20 protein-coding genes and 1 pseudogene are annotated in these 20,543 nt (G+C 38.9%); 15 read left to right on the top strand and 6 right to left on the bottom strand.

The window, feature by feature from the left end:
• Positions 1-330 precede the first annotated feature (330 nt).
• The 3 genes from glyQ to SK642_RS06305 all read left to right on the top strand — a co-directional run bounded on the left by glyQ (position 331) and on the right by SK642_RS06305 (position 3,843).
• Positions 331-1,248 carry a glycine--tRNA ligase subunit alpha gene (glyQ, locus tag SK642_RS06315; protein WP_000038733.1) on the top strand — a complete coding sequence of 306 codons (918 nt, stop codon included), beginning with the start codon at positions 331-333 and terminating at the stop codon, positions 1,246-1,248.
• A 259-nt stretch (positions 1,249-1,507) separates the two neighbouring features.
• Positions 1,508-3,544, top strand: coding sequence for a glycine--tRNA ligase subunit beta (glyS, locus tag SK642_RS06310; RefSeq protein WP_033683939.1), 2,037 nt, complete (start codon positions 1,508-1,510; stop codon positions 3,542-3,544).
• A 41-nt stretch (positions 3,545-3,585) separates the two neighbouring features.
• Positions 3,586-3,843 carry a DUF896 family protein gene (locus tag SK642_RS06305; protein ID WP_033683938.1) on the top strand — a complete coding sequence of 86 codons (258 nt, stop codon included), beginning with the start codon at positions 3,586-3,588 and terminating at the stop codon, positions 3,841-3,843.
• Between the two features lie 307 nt (positions 3,844-4,150).
• Here the strand turns inward: SK642_RS06305 and SK642_RS06300 are convergent, their stop codons facing one another.
• From SK642_RS06300 to SK642_RS06285, 4 genes are all read right to left on the bottom strand, one after another.
• A complete protein-coding gene (locus SK642_RS06300) occupies positions 4,151-5,725 on the bottom strand; it encodes an ATP-binding cassette domain-containing protein (protein WP_033683936.1) in 1,575 nt (524 codons plus the stop codon).
• 197 nt (positions 5,726-5,922) lie between these two features.
• Positions 5,923-7,167, bottom strand: coding sequence for an NAD(P)H-dependent oxidoreductase (locus SK642_RS06295; protein ID WP_033683935.1), 1,245 nt, complete (start codon positions 7,165-7,167; stop codon positions 5,923-5,925).
• Between the two features lie 18 nt (positions 7,168-7,185).
• Positions 7,186-7,791, bottom strand: a complete 606-nt coding sequence (locus SK642_RS06290) for an NADPH-dependent FMN reductase (protein WP_033683933.1) — start codon at positions 7,789-7,791, stop codon at positions 7,186-7,188.
• 59 nt (positions 7,792-7,850) lie between these two features.
• Positions 7,851-8,774, bottom strand: a complete 924-nt coding sequence (locus tag SK642_RS06285; RefSeq protein WP_033683926.1) for an FAD:protein FMN transferase — start codon at positions 8,772-8,774, stop codon at positions 7,851-7,853.
• A gap of 307 nt (positions 8,775-9,081) precedes the next feature.
• On the opposite strand from SK642_RS06285, the gene nox reads away from it, so the two are divergent.
• The 5 genes and pseudogenes from nox to SK642_RS10940 all read left to right on the top strand — a co-directional run bounded on the left by nox (position 9,082) and on the right by SK642_RS10940 (position 14,846).
• Positions 9,082-10,461 carry a H2O-forming NADH oxidase gene (gene nox / locus SK642_RS06280; protein ID WP_000036781.1) on the top strand — a complete coding sequence of 460 codons (1,380 nt, stop codon included), beginning with the start codon at positions 9,082-9,084 and terminating at the stop codon, positions 10,459-10,461.
• A gap of 304 nt (positions 10,462-10,765) precedes the next feature.
• The gene (gene pdxS, locus SK642_RS06270) at positions 10,766-11,641 is read left to right on the top strand and encodes a pyridoxal 5'-phosphate synthase lyase subunit PdxS (RefSeq protein ID WP_033683916.1); all 876 of its coding nucleotides are present in this window, start codon (positions 10,766-10,768) and stop codon (positions 11,639-11,641) included.
• Positions 11,642-12,226 (top strand): pyridoxal 5'-phosphate synthase glutaminase subunit PdxT, encoded by a 585-nt coding sequence (pdxT, locus tag SK642_RS06265; protein ID WP_033683909.1) that lies wholly within the window; start codon positions 11,642-11,644, stop codon positions 12,224-12,226.
• Positions 12,227-12,782: 556 nt separating this feature from the next.
• A complete protein-coding gene (locus SK642_RS06255) occupies positions 12,783-13,514 on the top strand; it encodes an ABC transporter ATP-binding protein (protein ID WP_033683906.1) in 732 nt (243 codons plus the stop codon).
• 17 nt (positions 13,515-13,531) lie between these two features.
• Positions 13,532-14,846, top strand: a pseudogene (locus SK642_RS10940) (beta-carotene 15,15'-monooxygenase).
• 99 nt (positions 14,847-14,945) lie between these two features.
• Here the strand turns inward: SK642_RS10940 and trhA are convergent.
• A complete protein-coding gene (trhA, locus tag SK642_RS06240) occupies positions 14,946-15,593 on the bottom strand; it encodes a PAQR family membrane homeostasis protein TrhA (RefSeq protein WP_033683899.1) in 648 nt (215 codons plus the stop codon).
• Positions 15,593-16,036, bottom strand: coding sequence for a DUF1836 domain-containing protein (locus SK642_RS06235; protein ID WP_033683897.1), 444 nt, complete (start codon positions 16,034-16,036; stop codon positions 15,593-15,595). Before SK642_RS06235 ends, trhA begins: the two co-directional genes overlap by 1 nt.
• 134 nt (positions 16,037-16,170) lie before the next feature.
• Between SK642_RS06235 and SK642_RS06230 the strand changes: the two genes are divergently transcribed.
• The 7 genes from SK642_RS06230 (at position 16,171) to trxB (ending at position 20,526) form a co-directional block, all read left to right on the top strand.
• A complete protein-coding gene (locus tag SK642_RS06230) occupies positions 16,171-16,665 on the top strand; it encodes a GNAT family N-acetyltransferase (RefSeq protein WP_033683895.1) in 495 nt (164 codons plus the stop codon).
• Positions 16,665-17,177: a methylated-DNA--[protein]-cysteine S-methyltransferase gene (locus SK642_RS06225; protein ID WP_033683893.1), complete on the top strand. Its 513-nt coding sequence runs from the start codon at positions 16,665-16,667 to the stop codon at positions 17,175-17,177. The genes SK642_RS06230 and SK642_RS06225 overlap by 1 nt, the downstream gene beginning before the upstream one ends.
• Before the next feature lie 12 nt (positions 17,178-17,189).
• Entirely contained in the window at positions 17,190-17,546 is a 357-nt protein-coding gene (locus tag SK642_RS06220; RefSeq protein ID WP_000889091.1) for an arsenate reductase family protein, read from the top strand.
• A 157-nt stretch (positions 17,547-17,703) separates the two neighbouring features.
• Complete coding sequence (locus tag SK642_RS06215; protein ID WP_033683891.1) at positions 17,704-18,504, top strand: amino acid ABC transporter permease; 801 nt, start codon at positions 17,704-17,706, stop codon at positions 18,502-18,504.
• Positions 18,504-19,247 (top strand): amino acid ABC transporter ATP-binding protein, encoded by a 744-nt coding sequence (locus tag SK642_RS06210; protein WP_033683889.1) that lies wholly within the window; start codon positions 18,504-18,506, stop codon positions 19,245-19,247. The genes SK642_RS06215 and SK642_RS06210 overlap by 1 nt, the downstream gene beginning before the upstream one ends.
• 77 nt (positions 19,248-19,324) lie before the next feature.
• The gene (locus SK642_RS06205; protein WP_000926599.1) at positions 19,325-19,549 is read left to right on the top strand and encodes a DUF4059 family protein; all 225 of its coding nucleotides are present in this window, start codon (positions 19,325-19,327) and stop codon (positions 19,547-19,549) included.
• Positions 19,550-19,614: 65 nt separating this feature from the next.
• Positions 19,615-20,526, top strand: coding sequence for a thioredoxin-disulfide reductase (gene trxB, locus SK642_RS06200; protein ID WP_033683887.1), 912 nt, complete (start codon positions 19,615-19,617; stop codon positions 20,524-20,526).
• Positions 20,527-20,543 lie beyond the last annotated feature (17 nt).

Below are 20,543 nucleotides of genomic sequence, written 5' to 3'. Positions count from 1 at the left end.
GGCGTTCTTCAAGCGAGCTTGGGATAGTGGGAGCCAAGTAGGACAAAATAAAGAGCTGGCGCTTTCTGTAGTATTTTCAAAAACAATGAAGTAATAAATTAGGGTGGAACCGCGTTTCTGACGCCCCTAGTCGTAAGGCTTGGGTGTTGAAATTCGGTTCTTTTTGATTTTGAACCTGAGTCTTCTTTCAAGAAAATCAGTCCTTGATTTTATATCTAGTCCTACTGCTTTAGGTCTGTTTAAGCTAGAAGCAGTACTAACTCGTCTTGCCTCGTATGATTGATGAGGCAGACTTGTGTCGCAAGTAATTTATATAAAAAGGAGTAAAAAATGTCTAAGAAATTAACATTTCAAGAAATTATTTTGACTTTGCAACAATTTTGGAATGACCAAGGTTGTATGCTTATGCAGGCTTATGATAATGAAAAAGGTGCGGGTACAATGAGTCCTTACACTTTCCTTCGTGCTATCGGACCTGAGCCATGGAATGCAGCCTATGTAGAGCCATCCCGTCGTCCTGCTGACGGTCGTTACGGGGAAAACCCTAACCGTCTTTACCAACACCACCAATTCCAAGTGGTTATGAAGCCTTCCCCATCAAACATCCAAGAACTTTACCTTGAGTCTTTGGAAAAATTGGGAATCAATCCTTTGGAACACGATATTCGTTTTGTTGAGGACAACTGGGAAAACCCATCTACTGGTTCAGCTGGTCTTGGATGGGAAGTTTGGCTTGATGGGATGGAAATCACTCAGTTCACTTATTTCCAACAAGTTGGTGGATTGGCAACTGGCCCTGTGACTGCGGAAGTTACCTATGGTTTGGAGCGTTTGGCTTCTTACATTCAAGAAGTTGATTCTGTCTATGATATCGAGTGGGCCGATGGTGTAAAATACGGAGAAATCTTTATCCAGCCTGAGTACGAGCATTCAAAATATTCATTTGAAATTTCGGATCAAGAAATGTTGCTGGAAAACTTTGATAAGTTTGAAAAAGAAGCTGGTCGTGCATTAGAAGAAGGCTTAGTTCACCCTGCTTATGACTATGTTCTCAAATGTTCACACACCTTTAACCTGCTTGATGCGCGTGGTGCCGTATCTGTAACTGAGCGTGCAGGCTATATCGCCCGTATCCGTAACTTGGCCCGTGTCGTAGCTAAAACCTTTGTCGCAGAACGCAAACGCCTAGGCTACCCACTTTTAGATGAAGCAACACGAGCTAAACTCTTAGCAGAAGACGCAGAATAGTGAGTAATACTGTGCTCTAAAATCGTTAGAGGCAAGTCGAAGATTTGCTAGAGGGATATGCACCGCTGTACTGTTATGAGGGGATTTTTGAAACCTTAGGTTCAAAAATCAGTCAGCTAAATCCACTTTGATGAGACTGCTGGAAATCTAGATCAATTTTGCATTAGATTTCCATACAGACTCACAAAGTTAGTTAGCGACGTCCCCAGTACCTAAGGTGCATATCAAAAAAGATTGAAGAAAATGTAAAGGAAAAAACATGACAAAAAACTTATTAGTAGAACTCGGTCTTGAAGAATTACCAGCCTATGTTGTCACACCAAGTGAAAAACAACTAGGCGAAAAAATGGCAGCCTTCCTCAAGGAAAACCGTCTGTCTTTTGAAGCCATTCAAACCTTCTCAACACCCCGTCGTTTGGCTGTTCGTGTGACTGGCCTTGCAGACAAACAGTCTGATTTGACAGAAGATTTCAAGGGTCCAGCAAAGAAAATTGCCTTGGATAGTGATGGAAACTTCACCAAAGCAGCTCAAGGATTCGTCCGTGGAAAAGGCTTGACGGTTGAAGATATCGAATTCCGTGAAATCAAGGGTGAAGAATATGTCTATGTCACTAAGGAAGAAGTTGGTCAAGCAGTTGAAGCCATTGTTCCTGGTGTTGTAGATGTCTTGAAGTCATTGACTTTCCCTGTCAGCATGCACTGGGCTGGAAATAGTTTTGAATACATTCGTCCTGCTCACACTTTGACTGTTCTTCTAGATGAAGAAGAGTTTGATTTGGATTTCCTTGATATCAAGGGAGGTCGTGTGAGCCGTGGTCATCGTTTTTTGGGACAAGAAACCAAGATTCAGTCAGCCTTGAGTTATGAAGAAGACCTTCGTGCACAGTTTGTAATTGCGGATCCACGTGAACGTGAGCAAATGATTGTTGACCAAATTAAGGAAATTGAGGCGAAACATGGTGTACGCATCGAAATTGATGCTGACTTGCTGAATGAAGTCTTGAACTTGGTTGAATACCCAACTGCCTTTATGGGAAGTTTTGATGCCAAATACCTTGAAGTTCCAGAAGAAGTTTTGGTGACTTCGATGAAGGAACACCAACGTTACTTTGTTGTTCGTGATCAAAACGGCAAACTCTTGCCAAACTTCATTTCAGTCCGTAACGGAAACGCAGAGCATTTGGAAAATGTCATCAAGGGTAATGAAAAAGTATTGGTAGCTCGTTTAGAAGACGGAGAATTCTTCTGGCGTGAAGACCAAAAATTGGTGATTTCAGACCTTGTTGAAAAATTAAACAATGTGACTTTCCACGAAAAGATTGGTTCTCTTCGTGAACACATGATTCGTACGGGTCAGATTGCTATTCTCTTGGCAGAAAAAGCTGGTTTGTCAGCGTATGAAACGATTGACCTAGCCCGTGCAGCTGCTATTTACAAGTTTGACTTGTTGACAGGTATGGTTGGTGAATTTGACGAACTCCAAGGAATTATGGGTGAAAAATATGCCCTTCTTGCTGGGGAAACTCCAGCAGTTGCAGCTGCTATTCGTGAACACTACATGCCTACATCAGCTGAAGGAGAACTTCCAGAGAGCAAGGTGGGAGCAGTGCTTGCCATTGCAGATAAATTGGATACGATTTTGAGTTTCTTCTCAGTAGGTTTGATTCCATCAGGTTCTAATGACCCTTATGCTCTTCGTCGTGCAACTCAAGGTGTGGTTCGTATCTTGGATGCCTTTGGTTGGCATATTGCTATGGATGAGTTGATTAATAGCCTTTATGCTTTAACATTTGACAGCTTGACTTATGAAAATAAGGCAGAGGTTATGGACTTTATCAAGGCTCGTGTTGATAAAATGATGGGTTCAACTCCAAAAGATATCAAGGAAGCAGTTCTTGCAGGATCAAACTTTGTTGTGGCAGAGATGCTGGAAGCAGCAAGTGCTCTCGTAGAAGCAAGCAAGGAAGAAGACTTCAAACCATCTGTTGAATCACTTTCTCGTGCCTTTAACTTGGCTGAGAAGGCAGAAGGAGTTGCTGCAGTTGATTCGTCACTATTTGAAAATGATCAAGAAAAAGCCTTGGCTGAAGCAGTAGATACACTTGTGTTATCAGGTACTGCAAGTCAGCAACTGAAACAACTCTTTGCGCTTAGTCCAGTTATTGATAATTTCTTTGAGAATACCATGGTAATGGCAGAAGATCAGGCTGTTCGTCAAAATCGTTTGGCTATCCTGTCTCATTTAACTCAAAAAGCAGCTAAGCTTGCTCGTTTTAACCAAATTAACACTAAATAAAATTTGATAAACGGACTTTATCTTATCACAAAGGAGAAGAAATGGATCCGAAAAAAATTGCTCGTATTAACGAGCTTGCTAAAAAGAAAAAAGCAGAAGGCTTGACCCAAGAAGAAAAAGTGGAACAAGCCAAACTACGTGAGGAGTACATCGAAGGGTATCGTCGCGCTGTTCGTCACCACATTGAAGGAATCAAAATTGTGGATGAAGAAGGAAACGATGTTACACCAGAAAAACTACGTCAAGTCCAACGTGAAAAAGGGTTACACGGCCGTAGTCTCGATGATCCAAATTCATAAAAACTATTCTTTCTTTTAACAAAGATAGGTGAAACGATAACAAAACGACTAGCAGACACAAACTGCTAGTCGTTTTTAGCTGACTTAATCTAGTAGGATACAGAACTACATCCGTTACGTAATTTATCTATCTAATACTCTTCGAAAATCTCTTCAAATTACGTAAGCGTCGTCTTGCCGTATATATGTTACTGACTTCGTCAGTTCTATCTGCAACCTCAAAGCAGTGCTTTGAGCAACCTGCGACTAGCTTCCTAGTTTGCTCTTTGATTTTCATTGAGTATAATATCTTGGATTCATTAGAAAATCAATCTTTTCTTAGTTCAATGACTTGATTATAGCGACTTTCGTTATTGATATGGTGAGCAATTTCTAACACCATCATCGGCAGTGAGAAAATCAAGTCTCGGACCATCTGGCTATTTTCTACGTCAAGAGCTGCAGTTACCTCATCTACTAATAAAATCTCCTTTTTACGAAGTAGAAAGCGTGCTAGTTCGATACGGACACGCTGTCCACCTGAAATATTTTCTCCATTATCAGTGATCACAAAATCAAGTCCATTTGTCAGTTCATAATCAAGTTTTACTTGTTTTAAAACAGCATCTAACTCTTGATCTGAAAATTCTTGTCCCAAGCTTAGGTTGTAACGAACAGTATCATTAAAGAGAAAAGGATGCTGGTTGATGATGCCCACTTGACGAATAAAGTTACTTATTTTAGCGCCATCCTCTGTGATACAAGTAATCATCCCACTATCAGCTTTCTCTTTCCCAATAATCATTCGGAAAAGGGTGGATTTTCCACAGCCACTTGGCCCTTTTATGAGAACTTTTTCACCTTGTTGAATCGTTAGATTGAGATCGTGAATAATCTCCCTACCGTTATATGATTTATTTAAGTGAAAAATTTCCAGATATGCTACTTGAGAGACTGAGTGGTTGTCCACTTCTCTATCATCAATTCGATTCAAAATTCCAAAAATCTTATCAACTGTTGTTTTAGCGCCTTGCATATCTGCCACATCATACATAATATTTTGAATAGGGCCCACTAGTTGGCCGGCAGCAATATACATAGCAACCAAGTTAGCTAAGTAAACATGATGATTATGCATGGCAAGGAAGAATCCCAATACTAAAGGTAGTACTTGGCTAAGAAATACCATAAAACCATTACAAAAGAAAACAAAATTATGAGTAAAAGAAAACCTTTGAATAGCTCGTTGATAACGAAGATTGATATTCCAGACACGCTGATAATGTTCAGACAAGGCTTGATTCATTCGTAAGGTCTGAGCACCCCGAATACTGTCAGAGATTTGATTATGAACGGCAGTTCTTTCCTGAGACATTTCCTCCCCTGAATTTTTCAGTCTATTATTCATTAAAAATTGTGGAATGGGACGTAAAATTGTAAAGAAAACAAAGATAGAACCCAATATAACATTTTGCGCAATGATATAGATTGCCGTAATTAGCGCCCCAAATCCCCAACATGAAATGGACATGTAGCATCTAAAGAAGTTATCTCCTAGAAATTCCATATCTTGTGTCAGCATGGTAATTTTCTCATCTTCACTATATTCTCTGTCTTCTATCAACTTCTGGAGTAATTTCGTTCGAATATTCATTTGAATCTCACGTTGAAAGACATTATTTGCATGATTACAAAACAACATCAGGCTATACAAAGCGAAATAGACTGAAAAACCAAAGAGAGCAAATTTCCAAATAGACGAATATGTTAAACTATTTTGATCTATAGATAATGCTTTAGAAACAACCAAGGGTTGTCCCAGTGCAAGTCCCCCATTTGCTAGTGCCCCAATAATAGTTAGGTATTTTGTTTTTGTATCGAGATATTTAAAGATATGAATCATAAAGCACCTCTAGAAAATAGATTTCTATAATTGAGAAATATCTGTTGTAATAACTAGATATTATTGTACACTCTATCACATTGTTCGTTTAATATATCTATTATACATCAATGAATGGGATTTAGTCAATAAGTCGTAACACACTACAGTTGATAAAGAGTCTACTAAAAAAGGAACCAAAATGGTTCCTAAAATTATTAGTTGCTTGCGCCAGATGTAGCGTCTGCACCACCACCGTGGCCTCCAGCATCACCTGCATCAGAAGCTCCAGATGTAGCATCTGCATCGCCGTGACCATGTCCGCCAGCAGAAGCTGAAGCATTTCCACCAACTAGACGTTGACCAGTTGTTTCCAAGTACCAATCAAGCCATGGTTGGAAATTAAAGATAATTTCATTAATTCCAGCATATGAGCCATCTGGATAGTACATTGCTTTATAGTTATGAGTATTAATTACACCTTCTGGTTGTCCCGGAACAATTGTACGGACATATTCTTGATCTCCGTTACGCAATACGCCGACAACCCATTCAACATTTTTCATTCTTGCAGGTGGAAGTGAAGCATGCACTGTTCCTAGGCGACTACCTGCTTGAACTCGCACACGTTTACCATACATTGTATTTGGATCTTGGTGGGCGTTATTATAGTACAAGAATTGGTTATTATCATCAGCATATGTCAACTCAAATGGCATTGCTTTCAAGAACATATCAATTTGGTTAACTGTCAAGATACCGTGGTCTAATTTAACGTAAGTATCTCCAGAAACAGCTCCTACAAGTTCAGCTGCTTTTTCTACCCATTCAGGATCATCAGGATCAACTCCTTGAATGGTAGTTGCAATTGGATTTGTACAATATAAATCTTCTGGTGCGATTGGTTTTGGTTTTTTCAATTTTGAAACGACTCCCACATATTTTACAAAGTTGTCTAAACATGTTTCAAGGAAATTAATAGTTCCTTCATTTGTGATATTTCCATTAACATCAAAGGCTTCTTTAGCTTTACCGAGAAGGAATTCATTTCCTGGAAGAGTATAGGCATTGACACCTGGCGCGTCAAGAATCTTACGAAGGTGAACTTGGGCACGAGAAGTACCTTGGTCGTAGTAAGATGCTCCCACAATCATGACTGGTTTGTTTTCAAATGGATGAACTTCGTATGACAGCCATTCAAGAACAGATTTTAGAGAAGCTGAGATTGTATGGTTGTGCTCAGGAGTAGCGATAATAACACCATCAGCACGAGTAATTTTGTTATATAAATAACGTAATTGGAAACTTTCGTCCCATTTTTCGTCTTGGTTAAACATTGGAACTTCGTCAATTTCAAGAACTTCTAATTCAAATTTGAGTTTGAAGTGACGACGGATAAATTCCAAGAGTTTACGGTTATATGATTGATCGTAGTTTGATCCTACAAGTCCAACAAATTTCATTCTTTTTGGTCTCCTATCTTACAAATTTTCCCAGTCAAAGTCTTCAGCATCTTTGCGAAGCAATTCCTGTGCGTTACGCAATTTTTCTGTAATTTTTACAAAGATACGGAAGTCGTCAAAAGTAGCATCCAATTTTTTAATAACATCAAGGTCAACTAAGTCACCACTTGTACTGAAGGCTTGAAGAGAATGTGAAAGCAAGAATTCATCAGGAAGGACACTTGCTTTGATTTCTGGTGCATTCAAGATTTGGCGAAGTTGTAATTGGGCACGTGATGAACCAAGTGTACCGTATGAAGCACCTGTAATCATGATTGGTTTATTCAAAAGTGGGTAGATACCATAAGACAACCAAGCAAGAGCGCTCATCAAAACAGCTGGAATAGAGTGATCATATTCAGGAGTACCGATAATAACGCCATCTGCCTCTTCAATTTTAGCAGCAATTTCCAGAATTTCAGCAGGTACTTGCTTGTCAGCTGGTTTGTTGAAGACAGGAATGTCTTTAATTTCAACAAGTTCAATTTCAGCTTTTTCAGCAAAGTGTTTTTGCATGTATTGAAGCAATTGACGGTTTGTAGAACGTTTTGAATTTGTTCCAACAATAGCAATAAGTTTTAACATGAGATTTCCTTTCTCTTTTTACATAATACGATTTTAGAACTCCATTGAAACAGTTGTTTCTATAGAGTAGGAATTCCTGAAGAACAGCTTAGGTGACCTTCTTTATCGATGAGGATAGCTTCGATGCCCTCCAAACTTTCGACTTGCCAGAGGATAGAAGCAGGTCTTTCTCCAAATAGACGGGTTGTCCAGATTTCACCGTCGACTGATTTATCAGAGATGATTGTTAGACTAGCTAGTTCCGTCTCAACAGGATATCCTGTTTGGCTGTCAAAAATATGATGGTAATCTTTTCCATCGACTGTCAGGTGACGTTCATAAATGCCTGAAGTCACGACAGATTTATTGACAACAGGGATGGTCATTAAGTGATTTCCCCGAGGATTGGCTGGGTCTTGAATCCCGATTTGCCAAGGCTGATTTCCTCTTGTCTGATTTTTTCCAATGGTCAGGATATTCCCTCCCAGATTGATCAAGGCAGAAGTGACTCTCTCTTCTCTCAGAAATTGGGCAACCTTATCCGCACTATATCCCTTTGCTAAACAGCCAAGATCGATCTTCATTCCTTTCTGTTTCAAGAACACAGTGGAAGTAGAAGAATCTAACTCGATATATTGAGGATTGATTAAAGGGAGAACCTCTTCAATTTCTTGAGGTTGGGCAACTTTGGCATCTGAAAAACCGATGCGCCAGGTTTGAATCAAGGGACCAATGCTGATATTGAGATGACTAGAGGGCGCTAGGCTATGCTCTAATCCAAGTGAAATCAGTTCAAACAGGTCTGGATGCACCGTGACTGGGGCTATTCCAGCTTGATGATTGATTTCCATCAACTCAGATTCTTGACTATTGGCATTGAAGCGGTATTCTAGCTCTTTGAGCAAATCAAAGGATTTTTGGAGCAAGATATCGGCTCGCTCATCTACTAATGAAATAGTGATAGTAGTTCCCATTAGCCGTTCAGAATGTGAACTAAGAGGCAAGCTACCAACTCCTTTCTCTTATGAAAAGAAGGTTGAAATATAGTAATTTTTTTGCAAAATTAACCTCTTACATTTTCTTTCCATAATACTAGCATACCATAAAGTCAGCGTTTTCACAAATAAAATTTGTAAAGTTGTCAAGAAATATGCTCAGAAAATAAAGAGTAATTGTAAGAAAGGCTGATAAAATACAGATTATTTACATTTTTTTACAAAAAATCAGGAAAATTAGCAAAACTCTTGTAAACGCTAACAGTAAATGTTATACTAGAAGAGTAAATTTAAAATTGAAGGTAGGAATTTTTCTATGAGTAAAATCGTTGTAGTTGGTGCTAACCACGCTGGTACAGCATGTATTAATACTATGTTGGATAATTTTGGCAATGAGAACGAAATCGTTGTATTTGACCAAAACTCTAACATCTCTTTCCTAGGATGTGGAATGGCCCTTTGGATTGGTGAACAAATTGACGGTGCTGAAGGCTTGTTCTATTCTGATAAAGAAAAATTGGAAGCTAAAGGTGCTAAAGTGTACATGAACTCACCAGTTCTTTCAATCGACTATGATAACAAAGTAGTTACAGCAGAAGTTGAAGGAAAAGAGCACAAAGAATCATACGAGAAATTGATTTTCGCTACAGGTTCTACACCAATCTTGCCACCAATCGAAGGTGTTGAAATTGTTAAAGGAAACCGCGAATTTAAAGCAACTCTTGAAAACGTACAATTCGTAAAATTGTACCAAAACGCTGAAGAAGTGATCAACAAACTTGCTGACAAGAGCCAGCACCTTGACCGTATCGCCGTTGTAGGTGGTGGTTACATCGGTGTTGAACTTGCTGAAGCCTTTGAACGTCTTGGAAAAGAAGTTGTCCTTGTTGATATCGTTGATACTGTCTTGAACGGTTACTATGACAAAGACTTCACACAAATGATGGCGAAGAATTTGGAAGATCACAACATCCGCTTGGCGCTTGGTCAAACTGTTAAAGCAATCGAAGGTGATGGTAAAGTTGAACGCTTGATTACTGATAAAGAAACTTTCGATGTGGACATGGTTATCCTTGCAGTTGGTTTCCGTCCAAACACAGCTCTTGCTGATGGTAAGATTGAACTCTTCCGCAACGGTGCCTTCCTTGTAGACAAGAAACAAGAAACTTCACTTCCTGGTGTATTTGCCGTTGGTGACTGTGCGACTGTTTATGACAACGCTCGTAAAGACACAAGTTACATCGCCCTTGCTTCAAATGCTGTTCGTACTGGTATCGTTGGTGCTTACAACGCTTGTGGACATGAATTGGAAGGAATCGGTGTTCAAGGATCAAACGGTATCTCAATCTACGGTCTTCACATGGTTTCAACTGGTTTGACTCTTGAAAAAGCTAAAGCAGCAGGTTACAATGCGACTGAAACAGGCTTTAACGATCTTCAAAAACCAGAATTCATGAAACATGACAACCATGAAGTAGCGATTAAGATTGTATTTGACAAAGATAGCCGTGAAATTCTTGGTGCCCAAATGGTTTCACATGATATTGCAATTAGCATGGGAATTCATATGTTCTCACTTGCTATCCAAGAGCATGTGACAATTGATAAATTGGCCTTGACAGACCTCTTCTTCTTGCCACACTTCAACAAACCATACAACTACATCACAATGGCTGCTCTTACAGCTGAAAAATAAAAATGAATGAGCTATCTGGCCTTAGGTTAAGGTCAGATAGTTTTTTAGTTATACTCTTCGAAAATCTCTTCAAACCACGTCAGCTTCGCCTTACCGTAGGTATGGGTACTGACTTCGTCAGTTCTATCTGCAACCTCAAAGCAGTACTTTGAGCAACCTGCGGCTAGCTTCCTAGTTTGCTCTTTGATTTTCATTGAGTATTACTCTGTACCCATACAATTATGATTTTTTTATCTTGAGGTTCATCCTTTTCTGACTTAAAATGAAATGGTAGCTACCAATACAAATGATGAGGATAAAACAAATGACTGAAAATAGATATGAATTAAATAAAAACTTGGCACAGATGCTCAAGGGCGGTGTAATTATGGATGTGCAAAATCCTGAACAGGCCCGTATTGCAGAGGCTGCTGGTGCGGCAGCTGTTATGGCCTTGGAGCGGATTCCAGCTGATATTCGTGCAGCTGGTGGAGTTTCCCGCATGAGCGATCCAAAGATGATTAAGGAAATCCAAGAAGCGGTGAGTATTCCAGTGATGGCCAAGGTCAGAATCGGGCATTTTGTTGAGGCTCAGATTTTAGAGGCTATTGAGATTGACTATATTGATGAGAGTGAAGTTTTATCTCCAGCTGATGACCGTTTCCATGTGGACAAAAAAGAATTTCAAGTTCCTTTTGTTTGTGGTGCCAAGGACTTGGGTGAAGCCTTGCGTCGTATCGCTGAGGGAGCTTCCATGATTCGTACAAAAGGAGAACCAGGTACAGGAGATATCGTCCAAGCCGTTCGTCATATGCGCATGATGAATCAGGAAATTCGCCGCATTCAAAATCTACGTGAGGACGAACTTTATGTTGCTGCTAAGGAATTGCAAGTCCCTGTAGAATTGGTTCAATACGTTCATGAGCATGGAAAATTACCAGTTGTAAACTTTGCAGCTGGAGGTGTTGCAACGCCAGCAGATGCTGCGCTGATGATGCAATTAGGGGCAGAGGGTGTCTTTGTCGGTTCAGGTATTTTCAAGTCAGGAGATCCTGTTAAACGAGCGGGTGCCATTGTCAAAGCGGTAACTAATTTCCGAAATCCTCAAATCTTGGCTCAAATCTCTGAAGATTTAGGAGAAGCCATGGTTGGTATCAATGAAAATGAGATCCAAATCCTCATGGCTGAGCGAGGAAAATAGATGAAAATCGGAATATTGGCCTTGCAAGGGGCCTTTGCAGAACATGCAAAAGTACTAGATCAATTAGGTGTCGAGAGTGTTGAAATCAGAAATTTAGATGATTTTCAGCAGCATCAGAATGACTTGTCAGGTTTGATATTACCTGGTGGGGAGTCTACAACCATGGGCAAGCTCTTACGTGATCAGAACATGCTGATTCCCATTCGAGAAGCCATTCTATCTGGTTTACCAGTATTTGGAACTTGTGCAGGCTTGATTTTGCTGGCTAAGAAAATTACTTCTCAGGACGAGCATCATCTAGGAATTATGGATATGGTGGTTGAGCGCAATGCTTATGGGCGCCAACTAGGGAGTTTCTATACGGAAGCAGAATGTAAGGGAGTTGGTCAGATTCCAATGACCTTTATCCGTGGTCCAATTATCAGTAGTGTTGGAGAGGGTGTAGAAATTCTAGCAATAGTTGATAATCAAATCGTTGCAGCCCAAGAAAAAAATATGCTGGTAACCTCTTTTCATCCAGAATTGACTGATGATGTTCGCTTGCACCAGTACTTTATCGAAATGTGTAAAGAAAAAAGACAGTAAAAAAGCTCAAAAAATCACTTCCTGTGCTATACTGTAATTGAAATTTTTTTAGTTTTGGCGTTAGAACTGTTTCCTCAGTCCTAGCGCCTTTTCTTTTTGATAAGTCTGCTTGGTGGAGAGTAGTTTGTAAATGATTCTGAGAATCTTATGAGCACAAGCAATGACGGCTTTCATCTTGCTTCCTCTTTGGGAAATTCGATTGTAAAACTCTAAGCAGGCAGAGCCTGCTTAGAGTTTTACATATGCTACTATCTTCGTTATAGCTAACTTTAATTCTCATTTATTAAGTATACCTAAGTTTTATGTCTAAATTTTGTATAGAATAGCTGTACCTCTTAATAAAGCTATGTTTACGCTTTCAATCAAGCTTAATTTATGATACTATTATGGTAATAGAGAAAATTCTTAGTTCGCCAAAGACCTTTATTCGAGATCCAGAGGAAATAGAAATTTTATCCATTAAAAATACGTTTCATAAGTTACTTACTTGATATTAATAGAATTCCAATATTGTATAATTAAATCAAATATGACACTGGAATCAGGAGGATTTATTATGCTTAATAATGTAGCTGTTAAAGTCTCAAACATTTCAAAAGAATTTTTGTTAGGGCAAGACAAAACTGTCTCTATTTTGAAAGATGTTTCTTTATCTGTCAATTATGGGGAATTTGTATCAATACTTGGTGTCAGTGGTTCTGGAAAGTCTACTTTGCTAAGTTGCTTATCAAGTTTATCTGAACCAACAAGTGGCGAGGTTGTTATCAATGGTGTAAATCCATATACCTTAAAAGAAGGGAAGCTTGCTAAATTTAGAAGACAAGATATTGCAATTATTTTTCAAAACTATAATCTGGTACCCGCTCTACCTGTACTAGAAAATGTTACACTTCCTCTGAGACTCTCAGGAAAGAGTGTTGATAGCAATAAAGTAAAAAAAATGTTGGATGGTTTGAATTTTAAAGCAGAACTATCATCATTAGTTGCTACCTTATCAGGTGGAGAACAGCAAAAAGTGGCTATTACTCGTGCAATAATAGCTGATAGTAAAATTATTTTTGCTGATGAGCCAACAGGAGCTCTGGACAGCGTCTCAAGAAAACTTATATTTGAAACACTTCGTAATTTAGCGAGTCAAGGAAAATGTGTTCTTATGGTCACTCATGATATTGAGTTGGCTTCAAAAACTGACAGAGCACTCATTTTAAAAGACGGAAAAATATCTCGACAAATTGTTAAACCTTCAGCTGATGAGCTCTACCAAGCACTTGAAAGTAGTAAAGATTAATTTGAGGAGGAGTTATTATGCTAAAATTAATCATTTACCAATTTCAGTACTCAAAAAGACAATGGTTAGGAACGATACCATTACTATTTGTATCTAGCCTAATTGTTGGATCATCTTTATTTGGTATTGCTAGTTCAATAAAGACTGCTAATATTAACGCTTCACAACTTTTTCAAATGCTAATAATTTTTGGCGGAACTACTCTATTTTTCCTTATTTCAAATAATATAAGACTGCTAATAGATATCTTTAAAAAGGATTACCAATTATGGACTATCTTAGGCGCAAGCAGAACTCAGCTATCTTTATTAGTATCTGGACAGTTTTATTTAATGGCAGTGATTGTTAGTAGTATTGGTACAATACTTTCATTTATCATGGCAGATAGTTACTACAAATTTTTACAAAATTTATTAGGAAGATATGAGTTACCTGATTTAGTTATTACAGCCAACATTCAATCAATTTTATTGAGTGTTTTTATAGTACCAACAATTGTCGGGATAGGGGATTACTTTTATTCAAGTCGAATACTTAAAATATCATCAATATTAAAACCAAAAAGAAAAAAGAAAAGTTACAGTAACTGGTTTTGTTAACATCTCTGTTCGTTTATTCCTATGGTTACTATGTATAGGTTTTATTGTTTCAGCAGATTTTAGCAGAAACAAAGAAATAATTTCAACACAGTCAAGCATAATATTATTTTTATTAATTATTCACATCCTTATTATTCAATCACTATCTCCATCAATTCAAGTGTTTCTAATAAAATTTTTAATGAGGATATTTCCAACTGAAAATTATGTAATTAATACAGGCTTTTGGAATCTACTATCCAATCCTAGCTATTTGAAAAGTATACAAACTTCAATGAGCATGGGAGTAACTCTCATTTCTGGGTTTATTCTTTACACCCAAAATATGTATTCATTCATGAATACAGCAAACGGAGTAAACGAAGCAAGAGCTTCCTTTATTGCTTATATGTCTGCTCCAATTATTCTGATTATTACTAATTCTATTTCTCTTACAATTTTATCTTCTAATAAAGATATTGAGGACATTAAACAGTTAAAGACACTGGGAGTGTCAAGATTACAACTCTTTAAAATACGTATAGGCGAGGCAATAATACATTCGGTGTTAATTTTATTAGTCTCAGCAATTTTCAATTTAATTATTTTAATTTTAGTTAGCTTTATTGGCCAATTTTTAGGCCGTAGTTTAGTGGATATATCAGGTTTCTGGCAACCGAGTCTTATAGTTATTTCTTTGTTAGTTATTTTTTATAGTATTACAAAGGGATTTTATCTATTTCAAGATAGATAAATTGGAATAGTTACTGATTCAAAAAGAACACACTTATTGACATTGAAACCAAAGTAGTACTAAAACTAAAAGGCAAGGATAAAAAACCTTGTCTTTTTTTTACATATAATAAACAATGGCAATGTATTGGAGGGCAGATGCGGCTAGTATAAAGAGATGCCAAATCATGTGGAAATAAGGTTTTTTCTTGGCGTAAAATCCAGCTCCAACTGTATAAGAAAGTCCGCCAGTTACCATGAGGCTCCAGAAAATTGGCGTCGTTTGACTGATAATGGCAGGAATGATAGCTAGAACCAACCAGCCCATAATCAGGTAAAGAGCAAGGCTAAATTTCTCATTGACCTTTTTAGCAAAGATTTTATAGAGAATACCAAAGATGGTCGTTCCCCACTGAATGGAAATAATCAGATAGCCAAACCAGTTATTCATTAAGGTTAAGACGACGGGCGTGTATGAGCCAGCAATGGCAACATAAATCATAGAATGGTCAATGATTCGTAACACATATTTATGGGTTGAGCCGTAAGCCATAGAGTGGTAAATGGTTGACGAGAGGAACATGAGAAATAGACTGATGACGAAAATGGAAACACCGATAGATGATAAAAATCCGTGTGCCTCATAACTATAGGTGGATGAAATGGGGAGTAAGATGAGCATGATGACTGCACCTACGGCATGAGTCACGCTATTAGCAATCTCCTCTCCAAAACTGAGTTGTTTACTGAGTTTAAGACTAGTATTCATTAGATTTTCTCCTCTTCAGTCTGATGGATTAAAGCTAGAGTTTGATGATAGAGTTTAACGGTTTGGCAGCTACTTTGGATAATAGGATTTTCTGGATTAATCCCATTGTTCATGTAGTTCACAAAAGCATCGTAGAGTTGGTCTGAGCTGGCTTGACTTTGGAGAGTATTGAGGGTATGAGCTATTTCTTGAATAGAAAATACAGACTTGAGGGTTGTGATCGCAATCAAACGGGCAATCTGTTGGCGTTGGTATTTTTTCTTGTCAGGCTTTGTCAGATAACCATGTTTGACATAATTATTGACCATGGATGCTGTTAGGCCCTTGTCTTTATCAAGAGAGATAGGGGCGCAGACCTGATTGACATAGAGCAAAACCTGGTCCAGATAGAGGTCAATATTTGGAATTTCTGCCCATTTTGGGTAGGAAAAGGTAGTTTTCATTTTTAACTCCTTTTTATCTAGTTTTAATAACTAGATTATAAAATAATAAAAACAGAAAGTCAAGTTTTAACTGCTTGTGAAAAGGATTAAATTATGCTATGATGAGAGAAACTAGTCAGAAAAGAGGACAAAAGATGGAGATTCGTTTAGCTTTTCCAAATGAAGTAGATGCCATTATGCAGGTAATTGAGGAAGCCAAGAAATGTTTAGCAGATGCTGGTAGTGACCAGTGGCAAAATGGCTATCCAAATACAGACATTATTATCGATGATATTATCTCGGGTCAAGCCTATGTAGCCTTGGAAGAGGGAGAACTACTAGCCTATGCTGCTGTGACCAAGAGTCCAGAGGAGGCATATGAAGCTATTTATGAGGGAAACTGGCAAGCTGGAGAGTCAGAGTACCTAGTCTTTCACCGTATTGCTGTGGCAGCAGATGTGCAGGGACAGGGAGTTGCACAGACTTTTCTAGAAGGATTGATTGAAGGTTTTGATTATCTAGATTTTCGTTCAGATACGCATGCTGCAAACAAGGCCATGCAACATATTTTTGAAAAACTCGGTTTTAAACAGGTCGGTAAGGTGCCAGTAGATGGTGAACGCTTGGCCTATCAAAAATTAAAGAAATAATGCAAAAGAAGTATGCAAAAATACTCTACACTTCGCCAATAGGAACCTTGTCCGTGGTTGCTGACGAGCAATATCTGTATGGCATTTGGGTGCAGGACCAGAAGCATTTTGAGAGGGGACTAGGATATGAGACGATAGAAGCAGTTGTTAGTCATCCTATTTTAGATTCAGTTATTGCTTGTTTAGATGATTACTTTAAAGGCAAGTCTCAGGCTTTATCCGACTTGCCCTTGGCTCCAATCGGGACGGATTTTGAAAAGCGGGTTTGGTCCTATTTACAGAGAATTCCTTATGGCCAGACAGTGACCTATGGACAAATTGCCCAAGACCTGCAAGTGGCTTCTGCTCAAGCAATTGGTGGAGCAGTGGGGCGCAATCCTTGGTCTATCCTAGTACCTTGTCATCGTGTGCTAGGAGCTGGCAAGCGTCTAACAGGTTATGCTGCAGGAGTGGAAAAGAAGGCATGGCTCTTGGAGAGTGAAGGCGCAGATTTTAAAGATACAAACAAATAGAAGGAGAAACACATGTTAGAATTTATCGAATATCCAAAATGTTCAACTTGTAAAAAAGCAAAACAAGAATTAAACCAACTCGGTGTGGACTACAAAGCCGTCCATATCGTGGAAGAAACACCCAGCCAAGAAGTCATTTTAAATTGGCTAGAAACCTCAGGATTTGAATTGAAGCAATTTTTCAACACTAGTGGAATCAAATACCGTGAACTAGGACTAAAAGATAAGGTAGGAAGTCTGTCAAACCAAGAAGCAGCTGAATTGCTAGCAAGCGACGGTATGTTATTAAAACGACCGATTCTAGTGGAGAATGGAACTGTTAAGCAAATCGGTTATCGAAAAGCTTACGAAGAATTGGGATTGAAATAGTTTTTATCTATCTCTTTGATAGATAAAATATATAACCTCCCTGTTTCAAAGTATGATAAACTAGTAGGTAGACAAAGTCTGTATCTGACCGTAGCAAATAATTTCATTGACGGCAGAAGTATGGTAGAATGAATCATTATCAGGAGAGGATGTTTTTATGAATGTTACAACGATTTTAGCATCAGATTGGTACCAAAACTTGATGCAATTGATTCCGGATGGCAAGCTGTTTAGTCTGCGTTCGGCCTTTGATGGGATTCCAAGAATTGTCCAACAACTTCCAACAACGATTATGTTGACCATTGGTGGTGCCCTTTTTGGCTTGGTTTTAGCGCTGATTTTTGCCATTGTGAAGATCAATCGTGTCAGAATTTTATATCCCTTGCAGGCCTTCTTTGTTAGTTTCCTCAAAGGGACACCGATTTTGGTGCAACTCATGTTGACCTACTACGGAATTCCTTTGGCTTTGAAAGCCCTCAATCAGCAATGGGGAACTGGTCTCAATATCAATGCCATTCCAGCTGCTGCTTTTGCGATTGTAGCCTTTGCTTTTAATGAGGCTGCTTATGCCAGTGAAACCATTCGTGCAGCCATTCTCTCAGTTAATCCTGGTGAGATTGAGGCAGCACGCAGTCTGGGGATGACTCGAGCACAAGTTTATCGTCGCGTGATTATTCCAAATGCGGCCGTTGTGGCGACTCCAACCTTGATTAATTCCCTAATTGGTTTGACCAAAGGAACTTCTCTAGCCTTTAGTGCGGGTGTTGTGGAAGTCTTTGCCCAAGCTCAGATTTTGGGTGGAGCTGATTACCGCTATTTTGAACGCTTCATCTCCGTTGCCCTTGTTTATTGGGTAGTCAATATCGGAATTGAAAGCCTCGGTCGTTTCATCGAGAGGAAAATGGCTATTTCCGCACCTGATACAGTGCAAACAGATGTGAAAGGAGACCTTCGTTAATGATTAAGATTTCGAATTTAAGCAAATCCTTTTCAGGACAGACTGTCTTGGATCATCTGGACTTGGATATCCAAAAAGGAGAAGTCGTAGCCTTGATTGGTTCTTCAGGAGCTGGAAAATCAACCTTCCTTCGCAGTCTCAATTATCTTGAAACTCCTGATAGTGGCTCGATTAAGATTGATGATTTCTCAGTTGATTTTTCTAAAATCACTCAAGAAGAAATCCTTGCCCTACGTCGTAAGCTGTCAATGGTTTTCCAACAGTTTAATTTGTTTGAACGCCGCACAGCACTTGATAATGTGAAAGAAGGCTTGGTTGTGGTTAAGAAATTATCTGACCAAGAAGCAACTAAGATTGCCAAGGAAGAGTTGGCTAAGGTTGGGCTTTCTGACCGTGAAAACCATTACCCTCGCCATTTATCAGGTGGACAGAAGCAACGGGTGGCCTTGGCGCGTGCCCTTGCCATGAAACCAGATGTCTTGCTCTTAGATGAACCAACTTCAGCTCTTGACCCAGAATTGGTTGGTGAAGTAGAAAAATCTATTGCAGATGCTGCGAAGTCAGGTCAGACCATGATTTTGGTCAGTCATGACATGTCCTTTGTAGCCCAAGTGGCTGACAAGATTCTCTTCTTAGATAAGGGGAAAATCATTGAGTCTGGAACACCGGATGAGATTATCCACCATCCTAAAGAAGAGCGGACAAAAGAATTCTTCGCTAGTTACAAACGGACTTATATTTGATATAATAGATAAAGAAAAACTCAGTTAGCTGGACTAGCTGAGTTTACTCTTTAAAAAAGATAGAAATGAGAGAAATCATGCTACTGCAACTATTTTCTTTATATTTCGAGAGTTTGATCTTGACCACCATCCTCGTCCTGATTTTTTTAGGGATTTGGATTGGACTGAGAGCCATGTCAGGAGTTGATAAGACAGCCAAGGCTCGCCAAGCCCATCTCTATGATATGATTATGATTGGGGTCTTGGTTGTTCCAGTATTATCCTTTGCGGTTATGAGTTTAATTCTTGTTTTCAAAGCATAATCCTTGCTTGATTGACAAGAAAGAGTTAGAATAAAGATAGTTACAACAAGAAAGAAGGAATCTATATGTACGATACTATTATTATCGGTGCTGGTCCTGCAGGAATGACTGCAGCTCTGTATGCTGCTCGAAGCAATCTCAAAGTAGGTTTAATTGAAGGTGGTCTGCCAGGTGGTCAGATGAATAATACATCGGATATCGAAAATTACCCAGGATACGCTAATATTAGTGGACCTGAATTGGCTGAAAAGATGTTTGAACCGCTTGAAAATCTTGGTGTTGAGCACATTTATGGTTATGTTGAAAATGTAGAAGATCATGGTGATTTTAAGAAAGTGATTACTGATGACCAAACATATGAAACTCGAACAGTTATCGTAGCGACTGGTTCTAAACATCGTCCTTTGGGAGTGCTTGGAGAGGAAGAACTGAACAGTCGTGGTGTTTCTTACTGTGCCGTGTGTGATGGAGCTTTCTTCCGTGACCAAGATTTGTTGGTAGTTGGTGGCGGAGATTCAGCGGTAGAAGAAGCCCTCTTCTTGACTCGTTTTGCCAAGACTGTTACCATTGTTCACCGTCGTGACCAACTTCGTGCCCAAAAAGTGTTACAAGACCGTGCTTTCGCTAATGAGAAAGTCAGCTTTATCTGGGATTCTGTAGTTAAGGAAATCAAGGGTGAAAACCGAGTAGAATCTGTCGTATTTGAAAATGTGAAAACAGGTCAAGTGACAGAGCAAGCCTTCGGTGGTGTCTTTATCTATGTTGGTTTGGACCCTGTTAGCGATTTTGTTAAAGAATTGAATATTCAAGATCAGGCTGGCTGGATTGTGACAGATAACCACATGAAAACTGCAGTTGACGGTATCTTTGCGGTTGGAGATGTTCGCTTGAAAGACCTTCGCCAAGTAACAACAGCAGTTGGAGATGGGGCTATCGCGGGTCAAGAAGCTTACAAGTTTATCACCGAACATAGTTAATCATAAAAAAGTTTCCA

This window comes from Streptococcus mitis (genome assembly GCF_000722705.1).
GTDB lineage: Bacteria > Bacillota > Bacilli > Lactobacillales > Streptococcaceae > Streptococcus > Streptococcus mitis_P.
This window is presented reverse-complemented; position numbering and strand designations above follow the sequence as displayed.